Source organism: Spirochaetia bacterium 38H-sp, assembly GCA_039023545.1.
GTDB lineage: Bacteria > Spirochaetota > Spirochaetia > Winmispirales > Winmispiraceae > Rarispira > Rarispira pelagica.
The window spans coordinates 434,984-453,786 of the sequence record JBCHKQ010000001.1 but is presented as its reverse complement, the minus strand read 5'-3'; the positions used below and the strand labels follow the sequence as shown (position 1 = coordinate 453,786).

19 protein-coding genes are annotated in these 18,803 nt (G+C 40.7%); 4 read left to right on the top strand and 15 right to left on the bottom strand.

From position 1 onward, the window contains the following. Window positions 1–32: 32 nt before the first annotated feature. Entirely contained in the window at window positions 33–281 is a 249-nt protein-coding gene (locus WKV44_01970) for a ferredoxin (protein MEM5947302.1), read from the top strand. Here the strand turns inward: WKV44_01970 and WKV44_01965 are convergent. From WKV44_01965 to WKV44_01930, 8 genes are all read right to left on the bottom strand, one after another. Continuing rightward, complete coding sequence (locus WKV44_01965; GenBank protein MEM5947301.1) at window positions 247–540, bottom strand: hypothetical protein; 294 nt, start codon at window positions 538–540, stop codon at window positions 247–249. The two genes, WKV44_01970 and WKV44_01965, sit on opposite strands and share 35 nt — an antisense overlap. 9 nt (window positions 541–549) lie before the next feature. Further along, window positions 550–1,356, bottom strand: coding sequence for a hypothetical protein (locus WKV44_01960; protein MEM5947300.1), 807 nt, complete (start codon window positions 1,354–1,356; stop codon window positions 550–552). Then, entirely contained in the window at window positions 1,349–3,400 is a 2,052-nt protein-coding gene (locus WKV44_01955; protein MEM5947299.1) for an ATP-dependent helicase, read from the bottom strand. Before WKV44_01955 ends, WKV44_01960 begins: the two co-directional genes overlap by 8 nt. Before the next feature lie 3 nt (window positions 3,401–3,403). Next, window positions 3,404–3,769, bottom strand: coding sequence for a hypothetical protein (locus WKV44_01950; GenBank protein ID MEM5947298.1), 366 nt, complete (start codon window positions 3,767–3,769; stop codon window positions 3,404–3,406). Window positions 3,770–3,774: 5 nt separating this feature from the next. Then, window positions 3,775–5,112 (bottom strand): 30S ribosomal protein S12 methylthiotransferase RimO, encoded by a 1,338-nt coding sequence (rimO, locus tag WKV44_01945; protein ID MEM5947297.1) that lies wholly within the window; start codon window positions 5,110–5,112, stop codon window positions 3,775–3,777. Window positions 5,113–5,126: 14 nt separating this feature from the next. After that, window positions 5,127–6,254: a helix-turn-helix domain-containing protein gene (locus tag WKV44_01940; protein ID MEM5947296.1), complete on the bottom strand. Its 1,128-nt coding sequence runs from the start codon at window positions 6,252–6,254 to the stop codon at window positions 5,127–5,129. Between the two features lie 21 nt (window positions 6,255–6,275). After that, window positions 6,276–6,929, bottom strand: coding sequence for an outer-membrane lipoprotein carrier protein LolA (locus tag WKV44_01935; GenBank protein MEM5947295.1), 654 nt, complete (start codon window positions 6,927–6,929; stop codon window positions 6,276–6,278). An 87-nt stretch (window positions 6,930–7,016) separates the two neighbouring features. Beyond that, window positions 7,017–7,766 carry a UvrB/UvrC motif-containing protein gene (locus WKV44_01930; protein ID MEM5947294.1) on the bottom strand — a complete coding sequence of 250 codons (750 nt, stop codon included), beginning with the start codon at window positions 7,764–7,766 and terminating at the stop codon, window positions 7,017–7,019. A 93-nt stretch (window positions 7,767–7,859) separates the two neighbouring features. On the opposite strand from WKV44_01930, the gene pyrH reads away from it, so the two are divergent. Continuing rightward, window positions 7,860–8,546, top strand: coding sequence for a UMP kinase (pyrH, locus tag WKV44_01925; protein ID MEM5947293.1), 687 nt, complete (start codon window positions 7,860–7,862; stop codon window positions 8,544–8,546). A gap of 203 nt (window positions 8,547–8,749) precedes the next feature. Here pyrH and WKV44_01920 read toward each other — a convergent pair whose 3' ends face one another. Then, a complete protein-coding gene (locus WKV44_01920) occupies window positions 8,750–8,920 on the bottom strand; it encodes a hypothetical protein (GenBank protein MEM5947292.1) in 171 nt (56 codons plus the stop codon). 2 nt (window positions 8,921–8,922) lie between these two features. Further along, entirely contained in the window at window positions 8,923–9,459 is a 537-nt protein-coding gene (locus WKV44_01915; protein ID MEM5947291.1) for a tetratricopeptide repeat protein, read from the bottom strand. 128 nt (window positions 9,460–9,587) lie between these two features. Between WKV44_01915 and trxA the strand changes: the two genes are divergently transcribed. Together trxA and WKV44_01905 are read left to right on the top strand one after the other, a co-directional pair. Beyond that, on the top strand, window positions 9,588–9,944 hold the full coding sequence (trxA, locus tag WKV44_01910; protein ID MEM5947290.1) for a thioredoxin: 357 nt from the start codon (window positions 9,588–9,590) through the stop codon (window positions 9,942–9,944). A gap of 88 nt (window positions 9,945–10,032) precedes the next feature. Beyond that, window positions 10,033–11,262 carry a hemolysin family protein gene (locus WKV44_01905; GenBank protein ID MEM5947289.1) on the top strand — a complete coding sequence of 410 codons (1,230 nt, stop codon included), beginning with the start codon at window positions 10,033–10,035 and terminating at the stop codon, window positions 11,260–11,262. A 19-nt stretch (window positions 11,263–11,281) separates the two neighbouring features. On the opposite strand, the gene WKV44_01900 is transcribed toward WKV44_01905, so the two are convergent. From WKV44_01900 to pyk, 5 genes are all read right to left on the bottom strand, one after another. Continuing rightward, the gene (locus WKV44_01900; GenBank protein MEM5947288.1) at window positions 11,282–12,403 is read right to left on the bottom strand and encodes a peptidase M17; all 1,122 of its coding nucleotides are present in this window, start codon (window positions 12,401–12,403) and stop codon (window positions 11,282–11,284) included. A 150-nt stretch (window positions 12,404–12,553) separates the two neighbouring features. Continuing rightward, complete coding sequence (leuD, locus tag WKV44_01895; protein ID MEM5947287.1) at window positions 12,554–13,150, bottom strand: 3-isopropylmalate dehydratase small subunit; 597 nt, start codon at window positions 13,148–13,150, stop codon at window positions 12,554–12,556. 9 nt (window positions 13,151–13,159) lie between these two features. After that, a complete protein-coding gene (leuC, locus tag WKV44_01890) occupies window positions 13,160–14,563 on the bottom strand; it encodes a 3-isopropylmalate dehydratase large subunit (GenBank protein MEM5947286.1) in 1,404 nt (467 codons plus the stop codon). Between the two features lie 101 nt (window positions 14,564–14,664). Further along, on the bottom strand, window positions 14,665–16,986 hold the full coding sequence (locus tag WKV44_01885) for an MFS transporter (GenBank protein ID MEM5947285.1): 2,322 nt from the start codon (window positions 16,984–16,986) through the stop codon (window positions 14,665–14,667). An 83-nt stretch (window positions 16,987–17,069) separates the two neighbouring features. Then, the gene (gene pyk / locus WKV44_01880; GenBank protein MEM5947284.1) at window positions 17,070–18,500 is read right to left on the bottom strand and encodes a pyruvate kinase; all 1,431 of its coding nucleotides are present in this window, start codon (window positions 18,498–18,500) and stop codon (window positions 17,070–17,072) included. Between the last annotated feature and the right edge of the window lie 303 nt (window positions 18,501–18,803).

Here is an 18,803-nt window from a genome sequence, read left to right as displayed (position 1 = left end):
AAAAATAAATATCTTAAAAGCAGGAGAAGACCATGTTGATTGATATAGACAAAGAAAAATGTATACTCTGCGGTATATGTGAAGAAACTCTACCGGATATTTTTGAGATAAAAAACAATATAACTATTATAAAAAAACCTGTTATAACAGAAGAAACAAAGACCATTCTTATAAGACAATTGGAAGAAGACTGCCCTGCAGGAGCACTAAAAATAAAAGAAAACAAAGATAATTATAAAGATAAAGTCATTTCTTTCTATGTTGTAAAAGAAAAACAATAAAAGCAAGGATAAAAAATATTATAGGCAGATTTATAACAAGTACATCGAGAAGAGGAAAGCCAAAAACATCAGGCAAAGAATATAAAAATCCAAAGCGTTGTAGCAATATAAACGTATAAGATAAAAACAGTGTAAAAACCCCAACCACGATAAGAAGCCATGCTAGACTTCTCGTTCTGGTCCATACAATAATTGCAAGAGAAGCCGCAACAGAAACAAAGCACAGTGTCGATATGGAAATCATTATCTCATCATACATATAATCCTCCTAAAAGCGACTAGCAGCATCCAAGCAAAGCCTTTGTAATTTCTTAAGCTCTCCATCAGAAATCTCACCTGGGAATACCCCCGGAAGTTCTGAGGAAACAGGCAGAATAACCCCACTATCAAGAAAAAACCTGAATACAGCAGGATAATCGGAAAACTCTCTTGCAAATACCAGATACGGCCCTTTTTGTGTAAAAAAGTCTGGACATTCCAAAGTCACCTGCCAAAACTCATTTTTTTTCTCTGCCAAAATAATATCAAAAACACTTCTGGTCATAGCAGAAAGGAGTACAGGATTAGCCAGCTCATCAGAAGGAAGTTCTACATCCTTTCTGCTGCATAAAACTGCAGGGAGCAAGAAACCAGGGACAGGAAAAACCGGAATAAAAAAATCACTATCAGGAAGAGATAAAAAAGGCCTAACATAAGAAACAGCAGATGCATAATCTGTAAGAGCAGGATCAGAGATGCTATGCGTATCAATACCCATCTCCGATTTTAAATAAGAAAATAATCTGTAGCTGTCTCTAAATATGACAATATTCCTGAGACCAGGAATCCATTTTTTAAGAGCTTGCTTAAGTTTAAAAGAATACACACTCGGGAAAGGCGTGGTAACCCCTTTTGATAGAGCATTCTTTATATACTTGTTTACCAACCCTGGCCGATATCCTAAAACTGCACGGGCACCATCCATTCCTAGATCTATAAATCTGTTTCCCTGTTTATCGTAAACTCTCCAGCCTCTTGCCCTATTTATGCGAGGAAGAAAATTGAGAAGCTCTGTTTCATATGCGCCATCAATCACTACTCAACCTCTCAAGCGTCATATACTGCGGCAAAAACTGACATACCGAACCACTATCAAAACGTACGGATACGACAAGATTATCTCCATTATACCAGCTTTTTATAACAACACCATAGCCATAATCGTCATGATACACAGGAGTACCTACGGAATACTCACTATCTGCATAGGCAGAAAAAGCCCTTTCCACACATGACGGGGGAATCTCATCCAGAAAACGGGAGGGCTGCTGGTACGCTGACTTACCATAAATCACACGCCTTTTTGACCAGCTCAAAAAAAGCTCATCCTTGGCCCTGGTCAAAGCAACATAAAAAAGTCTGCGTTCCTCCTCAATATCCTCTGGAGAATCAGCAGACCAAGGCGGGAAAACACCTTCCTCTAGCCCTACTATAATCACACGAGAAAACTCAAGACCCTTTGTCGTATGCATAGTTATAAGCATAACACCATCATCTTCTCCACTGTCAACAGCACCTTCAAGTGCCGTATTTTCCAGAAAAGCAACGAGTCCGTCCACAGAAGAAGGAAAATCACGAGCAGAAGCAACAAATTCCCGTATATTCTCCTGCTTCTGCCTGGCAGTTATATCATCATAACCCATATAATAGTCTCCAAGCCCACTACGCTGCACAAGTCCCAGCATCCACTCATCCAGAGAGGCTGCTCTGATATCAGAAGAAGCAGCCCTTATAAAAGAAGAAAAAGCCCTAGCAGAAGAAGCAGCCTTGGCAGAAAGAAAAGAATCTGCAGCATCACAGGCATCCAGAAAACTAACAGAATTGGAAACAGCAAAATTAACCAGCTTATCCTGAGAACGCGCGCCAATCCCCCTGGCAGGCTTATTGATAATCCGGAGAAAAGAAACTCTATCATAAGGATTGAGGACAAGCCGTATAAGAGAAAGCAAATCCTTGATTTCCTCCCTTTCATAAAAGCGCAAGGAGCCTACGAGAGTATAAGGAATTCCTCTCCTGGAAAAAGCAAGTTCAAAAAGGCGGGACATAAAATGGGAACGATACAGAATAGCCGTATCTTCATAACCATTTTTTGCAATAAAATCTGCCCAATAATCAGCCTCTTCTTCGGCAGAATCAAAACACATAATCCTCAACGGCTCACCATTATCACGCACAGGCTTAAGGGTTTTTCCCATCCTTCCAACATTGTTGGCAACAACAGAAGAAGCAGCCTCAAGAATAGTAGCAGAAGAACGATAATTGGTCTCAAGCCTTATAACACGCGTATTCTCAAACACATTGGGAAAAGATAGAATATTTTTAACCTCCGCTCCTCTAAACCTGTAGATAGACTGATCATCATCTCCCACAACACACACATAAGTATCAGGACCTGCGAGCTCCCGCAACAGCAAAAACTGAGCAACATTGGAATCCTGATACTCATCAACCATAATCACAGAGAAATGCCTTCTGAGACGCTCTTTTACCTTCTCATGATCACGCAAAAGAAGCAGAGGAAGCAAAATAAGATCGCCAAAATCGGCATTACCTGTTTGTCTAAGCCTCTCTGTATAACGACGATATACATCGGGAAACTCATCATCATCCATAATAACAGACAAATCATCATCCGGAAGAAGAGCATAATCCTTAGCCCTGGCAATTCCCCACGCATATCTGGACAACCTTTTTTTCTCTTCCCCCTCGAGGCAAGAAGCAAGAAGAGCCCGGGAATCATCGTCATCATATATGGAAAACCCCTCAGCCAAGCCAGCCTCGGCAGCATACAAACGCAGCACCCACGCACCAAAAGAGTGAAACGTCCGTATCATCACCCCCTGAGCCCTAGGAGAAAACCTGACCGCACGCTCATACATCTCCCTGGCAGCCTTATTGGTAAAAGTAACAGCAAGAATCTGCCTGGCAGGAACACCAACAGCATCTACAAGGTAAGCAATCTTTGCAGTAATCACCCTTGTCTTCCCTGACCCTGCACCGGCAAGAATAAGAAGAGGCGAGCCGGCATGAAGAACAGCCTCCCGTTGACTGGGATTCAACGATTCCAGATATTCAAACATAACTCAAAACTCCATAAACCAATCTACCTTCCAAGAACCATTCTCTCTTACAAGAAAAAGCTCGTCTACAGCCTCATCCTCTATCTTATAAAGCACCCTGGCCTTATCACCTTCAACAGCAACATCGATAATACCGAACGCTCGGACAGCCAGCTGTCCTCGCTTTTCCTCAGGAATAAGAGAAAGAAAAGCCACATACATATCAAAATCACCCCGAGAATCCTCTGTAACAAATAGAGAAGCCTTTTCAAAATCCAAAGCCACAAGAGAAGACAAAAAAGCCCTTGCGACATCACGTGGATTATTGGAAGAACACGAAAAAAAAAGGATAAGAATAAAAAAAACAATAAAATATCTGGAGGCCTTCATAAAAATCATTCTGACAGATAGAGCGCCTCTAAATCAATCCCATTACGAGCAACAATCCTGCATCTAACAAAATCACCCACAGGCAAATCATCCCCATGAACAACAACCAAACCATCTACCTCTGGAGCAGAAAAAAATGCACGACCCAGATACAAATCCTCTCCCTCTATTTTTTCCTCTATAAGAACAGTCTCTATTTTCCCCACTCTGGCATCAAGACAAGAAGAAGAAACAGACTCCTGAATAGTCTGCAACTCCAATAGATACCTTTCTGCCAATGAAGACTGCTCAGAACGCAAATCCTCTGGCATGGCAGAATACAAATTATAAGCCCGCGTCCCCTCCTCCGGAGAATACACAAAAAAACCGGCCCAATCCAAAGCAGCCTCTTTTAAAAAATCCTTAAGGAGCACAAGATCGGACTCTTTCTCACCGGGAAAACCAAGCAAAAAAGTAGAACGCAAAGCAGCATTCGGGATCTCTGACCTGATAAAAGAAACAAGATCAAGAAAGGAATCCCTATCCCCACCTCTCCCCATTGCAGATAACACAGAAGAAGAAGCATGCTGAAAAGGAATATCAAAATACGGCAAAAATCTCTTATCGTTTTTACAGATAGAAATAAGTTCTCTAGGAAAATGAGAAGGATGTATATATAAAAGCCTCAACCAGAAATCACCTTTCTTTTCTAAAATAGAAGAAACAAGCCTAACAAGACCATCGTCAAGACCATTATCCTTACCAAAAAAAGCAAGATCCTGAGCTACAAGATTAAGCTCCCTTACTCCAGAAGAGAGAAGGAAATCCACCTCATCAAGAACACTCTCCACGGATCTGCTTAGCAAAGGTCCACGTATTATGGGAATAGCACAATACGCACAACGATTGTCACACCCCTCCGCAATCTTGACATAAGCAGAACCAGGAAAAGAAAATCTGCTCCGTCTTTTTATATCAAGCTCTCTCCTATCATCAGAGAGGACAAGTGCCCGTCTACCAGAAACAACCTTCTCCACTGCCTCCACGACCTGTATGAGATTAGAATTTCCCACAACCGCGTCGGCTTCTGACATCTCCTCATAAAGCTCCTTTCCATAGCGCTGAGAAAGGCAACCAGCAACAACTATTTTTTTCTGAGGGAAAAGCGATTTAAACTCAAGAACAGTATCTATGGACTCCTGCTTTGCAGAATTTATAAATCCACAAGTATTTACTATTATAACATCTGCAATCTCCGCAGAATCAGCAAGGACCCATCCCTTATCCTGCAACAAAGCTATGATATACTCAGAATCCACCTGATTCTTTGCACAACCCAAAGAGTCTATAAAAAAACTAGGCATAAAAATATCACCCGTTAATAAGCAGGAACCATTTCCAGCTGATACTGTCCGTCATCCCTGTTTCTCACCCATGTCAGCATCCAGACAGCAGGTTCTCCTTCCTCACCAAGAGGAAGCTCTTTGTTGGAAACGCGAGCAGAAACAATACCCGCATTAGAAACCCAGACTAAAGCCCTATTCTTAACACTCTCTCTAAAGACATCACCCTTCTTAAAGAACCTCTCTACAGGCTCTCCATCATCTATCTTTATCCGAGCAACACAAGGCCCTCTAAAACCGAGATCAAGCAACATAATCTCTTTCTCAGAAGAAGTAAGAACAGAATAAGAAACCAGCTTTCTGGAAGATTCCAAAGTGGAACCTATAGGAGAGAGAAGAGAATCCCCGCTATTCGCAATAATCTCATTCTCTTCTACAGAAAGCATATCAGAAGGCCCCTGAGGACTCGGCATGTTTACAGCCCTGTCAATTCTTATAACAAGCTCCTTACCAGAAGCTTTTTCCATATAATCTCTTGCAATAATCTTTATATCAGGAGCCCCATCACCTGTTATATCAAGCTTCAGCTCACCCCTGAGAGGAATATTTACAAACTTACCATCAGAATACTCCGCAACGACATGAGAATCCGCAAATTCTTTGAAAACAACAGGATAAGAACTATCATTTATAAGAACATTTACTCCGCTACCTTCGGAAAAAGTTTTTTCCATTACTCCGCCGGTAAAATCCAGCAAAGATAACTCTTGAGATTCCGATACAGCAGTCTGACCAACAACAGGCTCTCTAAACGCAAAAAACCAGACAATAAAAGCCACTGCTCCTGCAGCTGCAAATATGCCAAGTATATGCACAAGGGAAAACGAAGTTTTCTGACCTACAAGCTCTTCTATTGGGGGTTCCTGTTCCTGTTTTACAATATTTTTATATAAAGAAACCATCCTGGCAGCATCAAGTCCCAAATATTCGGAATAAGAACGCAAAAAACCAAGAAGATATGTTTCTCCAGGAAAAACAGAAAAGTTTTCCTGTTCCAGCGCCTCAAGATAAGATTTTAGAATAAAAGTTTCTTTTTCTGCCTGGACCAGAGAAAGCCCCCTTGATTCCCTGGTTTCTTTTAATATCCGCCCGAGAGATTCCATCACACCTCCGATAACATTAGCTTATTCGGAATCAAATAAAAAATTATAGTAAACGTTTGCAGAAGCAGGAGTCTCATACTCAAACCTGGATTCCGGAATATTCTGATTTGCTCTTAGATTAATAAAATCAAATTGTATCTTCTCATAATCAATAGTCACACCCTCTATTCTTCTTATATATCCATCTTTTGCGACACTTATGACAAGAGAGCGATATCCTACATCCGTAGTTTTCCATGTGAGCTTAAGCTTTATAACCTGTTCTGCAGAGGCTCCGTTTCCCTCCGTATCCTCATCAAGAGGAACATAATCAGGACTAAAAAGATATGCTTTATAGTAATAATCATCAAGAATAGACAAACCTTTGGAAGTTACTACAGACAAACTGCTTCCTTTTGATAAAGTCTGTTGAAGAACAATCCTTTCCGAAGGCACATATATATATAGTTCTTTTCTATTTGCAACAATGACCTGATCTTCAGGCTCTGAAAAATCTATTCTAAGCCTATCAGGATGCTTGTAATATAGAGTACCTTTCATCACATCGTCTTCTTTTGTAATAACGATATCAACAACATAATCTTTGAGCTGTGCATATCTGTCAGACAAAGCAGAAAAAAAATCTTCCGCAGTTACAACATCCTGAGAAAATACCGAAAAAACAAATAAAAACATAAGAAAAAACAGTAAGCTCTTTTTTAACACAGGAAAAACCCCATAAGAAATATTAATATAACATATTTCCTTAAGAATATTGATTTGTCAATGGGAAGAATCAGAAGACAGTCGTCTTAATCTATCTCTTATCTCAGCAGCTTTTTCATAGTTTTCCTTTTCTATAGCAAGTTTAAGCTGCCTCTTTAACTCCTCCAGAGGATCTGGTTCCATATCTTTGAGCTGAGAAACAAAAGAATTGATATAGGATACGGATCTAAGCTTCTCAAAAAAATAGATGGGAGAATCTTCGTCCGGGGTAGAATATATCATATCAAGTGCATCCTTTAACACTCTTTCTGCGCTTACAATATCCTGCTCTCTCAACAAAAGCATGGCAGAAGCTACAGAATGCATTCTTATAATGTAAGGAGAATATTGCAGCATATTTATTTTGTCATCTCCAGAATAATAACTCCTCACCATTTCCAATATATCTATATTATGCCCAGTATCCGCAACTACAAACTCAAATTCTCCAAGCTTAAAAAGATGGACATATCTATAATAATACAGAGTAGCTTCTTCTTCCAAAGCACGGAAATCATCCGCACTAAGAAAAAAACCATCTAAACTCCCATTGATTTTTACATATTCTGACAAGGCAGCTTTTACCTTATCCAGATAAGAAAGAAACCCATCAGGTTTAAGACCGTCAGGCCTATTTGTAAGTTCATACTGCTCTATTCCATAAGGGAGCCTAACCTGAACAACATCTCTGTTATCAGTTGTCTTTATTATTCTCACATTATCTTCAGGATCATATGGCCAAGATTCCAATATATAGCTTATATCCATATTTTAATAATAATAATCTGTTCTGACATATACCACCTTTACGTGTAAAAATATATACTATAATCTGAGATTAATAAAATAGGAGATTTATAGATGGAAACCGTAGTAATATCCCTGGGTGGCTCCATTGTAGTTCCCGACAACATCGATATCGATTTTATAAAATCCTTTTATCACCTCATAGCCTCTCATCTTGAAAAAAACAAAGAGCTAAGGTTTATCCTAGTTGTGGGAGGAGGAGGCCCGGCAAGAAAATATCAGAATGCCTACAGAGAAATAACAGGGAAAAACAACTCTGATGCTCAAGATTGGATAGGTATAGCTGCCACAAGACTTAATGCACAACTTATAAAAGCTGTTTTTTACAACGAATGCAAAGACCCCGTGGTAACAGATCCTACGGAAGAACTCAACTTTACAGGGAAAATACTAATAGCAGCCGGCTGGAAACCAGGATTTTCCACTGATTTTGATGCCGTAGTACTTGGAGAAAGATTTGGAGCAAAAGAAATTTTAAACCTTTCCAACATAGAAATGCTGTATAGTGAAGACCCCAGAAAAAATCCCAAGGCAAAAAAAATCTCTTCCATAAGCTGGAATGATTTTATATCCATGATAGGAGAAGAGTGGACACCCGGCAAAAACGTTCCTTTTGACCCTGTTGCTGCAAAAAAAGCAAAAGAACTCGGAATGAAGGTAATACTTGCGTCAGGAAGAAATTTGGAAAATCTTTCTAATATTCTAGACAAAAAAGAATTTACAGGCACTATAATACAATAAAAGAAAAAAGCCAGCTGTATGGCTGGCTTTTTCAGGCTGGCAGAGGAGAATAAATCTCATAACCAAGCCATCCCTTTTAAAAAAACAAATAAAAGAAACCTAATGACCGGCTCAAAGCCGGCAAAAAACATCAGGTGGAGTCATATCTCCTCCTAATATAAATTGTACTCCCGACATAGCAGATTGTCAAACAAAACCTTCTGCTATTTTTCTTCTTTTTCTTTTAAATGACGTTTAAGATAGCTTATTCTTGCCTCAGCATTGGCTATATACTGCTCGTATTTTTCTATAAGCTTCTTGTCATGCTGTATTTGTTCTTTCCATTTTTCTATCTTTTTATTTAACTCCATGATTTCTTTTTCTTGCTCTGTCATATCTACTCTCCTTTGATGAGCTTATCATACATAGCTCTTGCCTGTTTTTCTCTTTCTTTCTTACCAAGAAGCTCACAAGTATCAGCAAGATTAAACCAAGCATCTGCACAGCTACTGTCTATTTCTACTGATTTTTCAAAACACTCATAGGCCTGCTCATAACTTTTTCCAAGAAATAATAAAACTCCTTTGAGATTCCAGACTCTGGAACAAGCAGCATCCACGCTGAGAGCAGATTCGCACATATCCATTGCCTCATCATAATTTTCCTGTTTAAAAAGACAATACGCCATCTCACCTAGGATTTCTGCTTTTTTTTCTTTTTCAGAATCAAGTGCTTTTTTTAAAAAATCCATAGCCTGACTATAGTCCCCTACCCCCTCATAGGCGATGGCGAGATTATACAAAAGTGCCGTATTGGAAGATGTTAGTCCAATATTATTTTCAAGCAATCTTATCGCCTCTACATATTGCTTATCTTCTATAAATTGAGCTGCCCTGTTATTTATTTCTATCTGATTTATTTTAACCTGGCTCATATTACCCCCATGCAAAGGCTATATTAATATTGTAAACAGTTGATTTATAATTTGCAAATAATATAGCAGAACTGGACGCTATATATAAAAAATATTATATTCTTATAAAAACAATTTAAGAGGTTATTATGACAGAAAAAATCACAACCCAGGAGTTCAAAGAAAAGATCTTTGATTACCAAAACGAAAAAGAATGGAATTACAGAGGGGATATGCCTGCAATTATAGATTTTTATGCTGATTGGTGCGGTCCTTGTAAGATGGTTTCTCCAGTCTTGGAAGAGATCTCAGAGGAATACGCGGGCAAGCTAAAGATTTATAAGGTTAATACGGATGAGGAACAGGAGCTTTCATTTGCCTTTGGTATTCAGAGCATTCCATCCTTGCTTTTTATCCCCAAGGACGAGCAGCCTCAAATGGCAGTTGGAGCACTTCCAAAAGAAGCAATAGAACAGGCTATTAAGGATGTTCTCAAGGTAGAATAAGGATATTGAAAATATAATTGCTCTTTGTTAGATTCTAAGTGTCTTATGGAAGAGGATCCTTACTTATCATATAAGCGGGGTGTAAGAGATGCTTGATTTTGTATTTCTTGCATCTCTGCTGCTATTATCCGCTTTTTTCTCTGGAACAGAAACGGCTTTTACTTCTATATCAGAGGTTGATATAGAGAGCCTCAGGAAAAAAAAGCCTAAAAAAGCAAAATTAATAGAAAAACTTTTTAAAAATCCAGATATATTTCTGAGTACAGTCCTGATAGGAAATAATATAGCAAATCTTAGTGCTTCTGCACTTACAACAACTGTAGCTATTAGAATTGCCGGAGATAACTATATTGGTATTGCCACCGGAATCCTCACACTTGTTGTTCTCATCTTCTCAGAAATCATCCCCAAAAGGCTTGCAATAAGTCATAGCCTATTTATAGCAACTCACAGCGCAAGAATAATTACTCTTTTTTCTGTTTTGTTTTTGCCTATAAGCAAGTTTATTTCTATTGTTACCTCTGTTTTTATTCCGTATAGACAAAAGCCGGATCTCGACCAAGAGAAAATTCTTAGTGCTCTTACTCTTGCAAAAAGTACTGGGGTCCTTGAAGAGTACAAGACCCGTATGATGAGCAGAATAATACGCTTTAACCAGGTGAATCTGCATAGCGTTATGACCCATAGAAAAAAGATTTTCTCACTACCAGCAGATATGATCGTGGAAGAAGCCGTTGAGATTGTAAGAACAGTGCCTTTCTCACGTATTCCTTTATATAAAAAAGATACGGAAGATATCTCTCTTATACTGCATATAAAAGATCTCTTTCTTGCATATATAGATTCAAAAAAAAACACCCGGCTTTCCGATATAGCAGGGCCTGCTGTTTTCCTTCCGGAAACAACAAAACTGCATGTTGCATTTGGCAAGTTAAGTCAGGCTCAAACAAAGATGGCAATTGTTCTGGATGAATATGGCGGTGTGGCAGGGATAATAACAATGGAAGATATTCTGGAAGAGATAGTGGGAGACTTGTATGATGAAAATGAAAAAAAAGAAGAATCAGATATTATAAAAACCGGAAATAACAGCTACAGGATAAACGGAAATACAGCAATACATGATTTCCAGGACTTTTTTGAGGTAGAGGTGTCAACGGACTCATCCACGGTTGCAGGATATCTTACAGAAAAGTCAGGAAGCATACCTTATGAAAATCAGGAGATAGAAACAGAGCTGGGAAAGTTTATTATAAAAAAGGCTAATAAAACAAGCGTGGAGCTTGTAGAATTTATAAGAAAAAAACGACAGGCTTAATTTGCCTGCCGCATATTTTTTACAGGATAAGTTCTCCGTCTTTCATAATGGTTATACTTTTTCCTTCTTTTATCACTTCTATTGTAGGAGATTTTACAAGGGCATCAAGATGTATTAGGGCTTCCGCATCGTTGTCATAATTGCTGCCAATTGCAAAATGGCATGTGCCGTAAACTTTTTCGTCCTCCAGCATGTTGCCAACTATGTCTGCTGCTCTATTTAAGCCTATGCCAAACTCTCCCAAGTGTCTTGCATTTTTTGCAAAACGTTCTCCTGTTTTTTTATCAAAACTGCCGTTTTCTATTCTTTCTAGAGCCGTTTGTTCTCCGCTTTTTAATGAGGCCTCAAGCTGTTCTGCCGCAGTGTCATCGCCTGTTATGCTGCTAACATAGCCATTCTTTATTTCTACTTTGACTGGTGTTCTGGGTACGGCTACACCTTCTACAAGAGAAATACTGCCATCAAAGAAGATTGTGCCTTCTGCAGACTCCAGAGCAGGTGATATAAAGACTTCTCCAGCAGGTAAATTGCCGCCTTCTCCTTTTTCGGAAAAGTTCCCGTCATCTACAAATGGCTTTCTTCCTGCTATAGAAAACTCAATATCGGTTCCTCCTGGAGCTGTAACTCTTATTTTTTCTCCGTTTTTTATTGCTTCAGCAACTTTGCTGCAGTCTTTTTGCAACTCAATATAGTCTATAGCTACGGTTCTCACAAAGGTGTCTATTGTTATAGAAGGAGACCAGAAGCTCCTTACTGTCTTTTTGCCTTCTCTCAGAAAATCATGTATGTGATAGTACTTTTGCCCATTATATTCTTCCGGATTTGTGAGGCGTTTTTTGTCCTTGCCAAGTTTTTCTGCCGATATGGAGCATACCACATCGGGTTCTGTCTCCAGAGCCGCTATGACTGCAGGCTCTGCAAAATCCACTAGTGTTTTAACCGGCTGTATTACTATCGTGGGTATTGCTCCAAGTTCTACCGCAGCATCATATAGGGCAGAGGAAATTAGAGCAACGTCCCTTACCGGATTGGTTATGATTAATACTTTTTCGTTTGCTTTTAGCTTCATGGCATGCTGCATTGCTGCCATTGCGGGTTTTTTTAATACTTCTGGGTAGTCAAAAACTCTGTCAAAACTCATAAGAACTCCCTAAATAATATTTTATACGCAAAAGCGTTTTGCTGATATAATAGGTATATCTGCTCTCCATAAAAACAAAAAGCCGACACTGCACGGCAGTGGCGGCGTTCGGTATATTATAAAAATATCTTGTATGTTTTTCTATACATTTTAGAACCCCTTTACATAGGGAAGAGCTTCTGCCACTTTCTTTGTTTTTTCCAGGTTAGAAAGTAAAAGCGATGTGGAGTCCCAATACCCTTTTATAAAGGCTTCTCTGCGTCCTTCCGGCATACTCAGCTTGTAAGTTTTACCAGCTACAGACAGGTTGAGACTGTCCAGGTCTATTTCCCACTCTTGCGATGGAGCGCTTTCTGCAAGGTTTTGTAGCTCTTCTATTGTTTTCTTATCCGCTGTAAGTGGAGGGACACCAATCATAGTGCAGTTCCCTGCAAATATTTCTGCATACGATTCCGCTATTATTGCCATAACTCCCCAGCGCATGAGGGCTTGTGGTGCATGCTCGCGGCTTGAGCCACAGCCAAAGTTCTGGTTGGCTATAAGTATACCAGCTCCCTTATAACGGTTAAAGGGATGGTCAAGTTCTTTGCCGTCTTGGGAAAAACGCTCGTCATAGAAGGCGTATTCTCCCATACGCTCAAAGCTGGTTTCCTTGAGATAGCGGGCGGGAATTATTCTGTCCGTATCTATATCGTTTCCCCTGACAGCAACTGGCTTTGCTTGTATTTTATGTATCTCTTTAAGCATAATATCTCCTTAACCTAGCTTTCTTACATCCATAACTTCACCGGCAACTGCTGCCGCAGCTACCATCTGAGGCGACATAAGCAAAGTCCTTCCCGTGGGGCTTCCCTGACGGCCTATGAAGTTTCTGTTGCTGGAGCTTGCGGAAATCTGATTACCTTTTAATCTGTCCGTATTCATGGCAAGACAGATAGAACAGCCTGCTCCACGCCACTCAAAACCTGCATCAATAAAAATTTCATGAAGCCCTTCTGCCTCAGCCTGTCTTTTTACTTCCATAGAACCAGGCACGACAAAGGCTTTTATCCCTTTTGCAACCTTTCTGCCTTTTAAAACAGATGCAGCTGCCCTAAGATCAGAAAGCCTACCATTGGTACAGCTCCCTATAAAAGCGACATCTATGGGAGTACCTGCTATCTTCTGTCCAGGTTTAAAGCCCATATGGCGCAAAGCAAGCTCTGCAAGATCTCTTTCCTCTTCCTCTAGAGATGCTGGCTCAGGAATACATCCATCGACTCCCACACTTTGGCCAGGAGTAACTCCCCATGTAACCATAGGCTCTATATCTTCTCCAGAAAAACGCACTATATCATCATATTCCGCATCAGAATCTGAAGCCACGCTCTTCCAATAATCAACAGCCCTATCCCAGGCATCTTCTTTTGGAGCAAACTCTCTGCCTTTGATATAGTCAAACGTCTTCTCATCCGGATTAACATATCCTACACGCGCACCACCCTCTATGGACATATTGCAAACAGTCATCCTGCCTTCCATATCCATATCTTCAAAGACATCTCCTGCATACTCGTAAGCAAAACCAAGCCCGCCTTTTACACCAAGCCTGTTGATTATAAACAGAATCACATCTTTGGGAGTAACAAAAGTCCCTAGAGCACCATTAACCTCTATCCGCCTTACCCCAAGAGGGTCCATAGCAAGTGTACCTGTGGCAAGAACATCCCGTATCTGACTGGTACCAATACCAAAGCCAAGAGAACCAAAAGCTCCATGAGTTGATGTATGAGAATCTCCACAAGCAATAGTCATACCCGGCTGAGTAAGCCCCAACTCCGGCCCAACAACATGGACAATTCCCTGCTTGCCTGACTCAAGAGAAAAAAATCTGATACCAAAATCCCTTACATTCTTCTCAAGCTCCTGCATCATCTTCTCCGCAAGAGGATCGGAAAAGGGCCTTCTCTGGTCATCCGTAGGAACAATATGATCCACCGTCGCAAACGTCCTATCAGGAAAAGCTACAGAAAGCCTCTTTTCTCTGAGAGCAGCAAAAGCCTGAGGGCTTGTAACCTCATGTAAAAGATGCAGACCGATAAAAAGCTGTTTCTGCCCCGTAGGCAAATCACCTACGACATGAGAATCCCAAACCTTGTTAAAAAGTGTTTTTCTTGCCATATAAAACCTCACAATAGTTTACTAAAAATATCAAAAATTATCAAACAAGTCCATATAAAATTATACCGAACGCAGGCCCGCTATCGCGAGCCTGCTTTTTATCAAAGCTCCATTGCATGTATAGAATAAAAAGCAACAAGCAAAGCAAGACGCAGCAGTTCTGGGCGATAAGTATTCTCCCTGCAAAGCTCAATAAGCCACCACCAAGCAGAAAGCCTATCATCAATCTTACAAGAAAGCTTATCCAAACCCATCGCACTTATACCTCTTAATCTCCCTAGCTCGCTTATAAAGTCCCTGCCAAAATCATACATAAGCACCGCTGTTTTCTCATAATCATGGCATTCAAAAGTCTGGACAGCCATGGATAGAAGCCCTGTAAGATGCTCTCTCTTTTTAGCCGATATACCCAACCTATCAAGCCCATCCGAGCAAGAAGAAATAAAAGAAGCAAAAAAACTCTCTCTCATTTCTTCCTGTCTGTTTCCCGTAACAAGCGTATAGAACTCACCAGGCTTTCCAAGCAAATTGGCCAGTGAAATTGCAAGCTGCACCCTTAGAACAGAATTATCCGTTCTAAAAAGCATAGGAACAATCTCCCAAGCAGCCTCAAATACACCAAGCTTGGAAGCAGCACTTACCCCAGAAGCCTTTACTGACTCAGAAATTTCTTCATTTCGTATAAGTTCCATAAGAGTATTTGCAGCTTCATCCCCACCTATATCAGCAAGAGCAGATAAACACGCGCGCTGCACATCTACCCTGTCAGAATACAATCCCTTGATAAGCGCAGGGACAGCCCGTGCATCCCCTATTGCCCCCAAAGCTCTCGCAGCCTCAAGTCTGATGGGAGAATCCTCATCAAGCAGCTCCGCAACAAGCGTATCCACAGCAGAATAAGCCTTGAGTCTCCCCAACGCCATAGCAGCCTCCGCCCTGACAGATTCATCCGGATCACTGAGCCTTTCTTTGACATCATCAAGAAGAAGACTGTCTCTCTCACTGGTGACAGAACGCAAAGCAGAGAGAACTCTGTCAGAAGAAGAAGAGCTACGTATGATACCCATATTTACATAAGTTCTTACTACACCAGGGTTGGCAAGACGGGCAAGAACATATCGCACCGGCTTTGCCCTACCCTCCTCTATATTCATAAGAACCATAAGGGCAACAGCACACACAAGCAAAGACAGAAACAAAACTACCTGAAAACCATTGAATCCACCACCTCTTATCACAAATCCATTTTTGTCCACAAAATCGCTTATCCAGCCTCCGGAAACAGAACCAATCGCAGAAGCAAACCCCCAAACAAGCCAAAACCATGATACATAAGACACCCGGCTCTTCTCGGGAGCAAGACTCAACATAAACTGCTGCATACCATCCCACAAAGCAGGACCAAAGACCCCGGTAAGCAGGGAAACAATAGGAATCACAAGCATATAATTGGAGGGATTCATTATAAGATACCCCACCCAGACAAGCCTGGCAAAAACACCCATGACAACAACAGGCTTACGGCCAAAACGGTCCATGACAGTACCCCAAAGAGGAGAAGAGATAACCCAAGTAATCTGCATAAGAACAAACTGCACTCCGAGCCAGAAATTGGGAGCACCTATTCCGTCGGAAGACACGATATAAGGCGACAGAAAAGGCATGGCAATGTTAACTGCAAACAAAATAGCACCTATCACAAAAAGATAAGAAACATACCTCGAATCACGCAAAGGCTCAGAAAGCCCCTTAAAGGAAAAACCATCACTTACAGGCTCTTTCTCGCAGGCAGGCATAGGAATATGCAACAAGATATCGACAAGTCCGCCAATACCACCTATGACAAAAACAATCCCCCAGAAGATATAAACAGAATTGGAAGAGACCAGATCAAGAGAAACACTAACAGCAAAATACCAGAGCATATTGAATATATTTGACAAAGCAGAGCGCTTACCAAAAAACTCAGCCCGTATATTCTCCGGAAAAAGCTCAGCCATCCATGCCCACCAGCCACTCCCTGTAAGATTGGTAAGCACCCAACTTACAGCCATAACCACAAGAATAATATTAAAACCTACTGTCTTATCCCCTCCAGAAGAAACCCAAAAAGCAACAGCAGCAAGAAAGAAGGCATTTAATCTGTGTAGAACATGCCCTATAATCCAGACCCATTTTGGGGTCCTCAGCATATTAAAAAGAGGAACAGCAAAAATCTGAAAAATTCCCATAACGGATATGAGACCTATGAGAAGTCCTAAACCGCTTGCACCAGCATCAAGATAGTTTTTGACAAAAACGTTAAACAGTGATTGTGGAGAAGCAACCTGAAACCAGAAAACAAAGGCCACTCCGCTTAAAAGCGAGTAGCGCATACTCCTTTTTATTTCTTTCTGACTTACCATAATTCTTTTATCTACCATTGGGAAAAATAGGTCAAGAAGAAAGCATAAAAAAAGCAATCCTTTCTAAGGATTGCTTTTTTATAAGTTTCTAATCCAAAATTCTAACAACCCCTCTTATACTCCAGATAAACAGAAGCAGTATTAATTTCAATAAAGTTGGAACTATTACTGTTGAGAGGAGGAGAACCTGCCAACACAAGTATAAGATCATCAGAATTTATGAGATTCTTTTCCAGAAGCAGGGAAACACTGTCCATAACAAGCTCATCGGTGCTTACCGGGATATCTACGACTTCCGGGTATATTCCATAAGATAAAGAGAGCTTTCTTGCCACTTTTCTATCATGACAAAACACATATACAGGTGTCTGTCCCCGGAAAGAAGAAACGATCCTGGCTGTTCTTCCGGTATGCGTATGCACGATTATGGCGGATATAGGAAGTCTGAAGCTTGCCTTCATTGCTGTCTGAGCAAGAAAGTGTCTTACCGGATTGGTAAAGCCGACAATCTCATGCTCAGCAAGCTCAGGCCTTGTTTTCTCTGCCTTTGCCGCAATCTTTGTCATAGTAGAAACAGCTTCCACCGGATACTTACCATATGCTGTTTCGCCGCTCAGCATGAGTACATCCGTACCATCCAGAACAGCAGAAGCAATATCAGTAACCTCTGCACGGGTTGGCCTAGGCGACTCTATCATGCTGTGAAGAAGCTGTGTGGCCGTTATAACCGGTTTTGCATGCTCCATGCATATTTTTATAAGCCTCTTCTGTATGGCAGGAACTTCTTCTGCAGGGATTTCTATACCCAGGTCGCCCCTTGCAACCATAATACCATCTACAACCTTGATAATCTCTTCGGCATTATCCACACCTTCTCGATTCTCTATCTTGGCTATAATGCCAATATCATCTGGAGATCCTCCAGCATCTCTTATGCTGCTTTTTAGCTCCTCAACATCCTCGGTGTTCCTAACAAAAGAATGCGCAATATAATCTATCTCATGCTCAACTGCAAACCTTATATACTCTCGATCCTTGTCTGTAAGAGCAGGCAGTCCTATATGGACATTGGGAACATTTACACTCTTTTTATTTTTTATCACACCTGCATTCTCGACCTCACAGATAAGAGCATTCTCACGCTTTTCTTTAACCTTAAGCCCTATATCACCATCATCCACAAGCACAACTGCTCCCGCCGGCACCTCGGAGACAAAACCCTCATAACTTGTCCCTATACATGGCAGAGTATCACAATCGCCTATAGCCACTATCATTCCCGGACTGACCTCAAGTGGCTCTGACAAGACTGTTCTAACCTCCGGCCCTTTTGTATCCAGTATTATAGCCACCCTGTCAGAAACCTCACGTATTGCATTGACAACCTTAAGAGAAGTCTCCGGCGTCTGATGAGCTGTATTAAGCCGGAAGGCATCCACACCCTCCTCTATCAAGGTGGAAATAAACTCATAATCGCAACGCATATCAGAAATAGTTGCAATTACCTTGCTATTTTTCTTTTTACTTTTCACAATCCCTCCGAAAAAAAATATTTTATAACTAAAGAAGTCCTAAATACGTTTTTCATATTTTTAACACATAAAAAAACAAAAGAGAACCGCTTAAAAACCATTGATTTAAAATATAAATAAATATTTTTCTAACAAATACCGAACGGTTTATCCGCAAGCACAAATATCCATGCAGAAAACGCGGATAAACCTGCCTGCAGCGCATAATGTGGGCGGCCATTTTGCCGCTTGTTTTTTCTGCCGTAGGCAGCAGGGGACGCCTCAGCATCCCCTGCGTTCGGTATAAAGAATAGAACAAGAGAT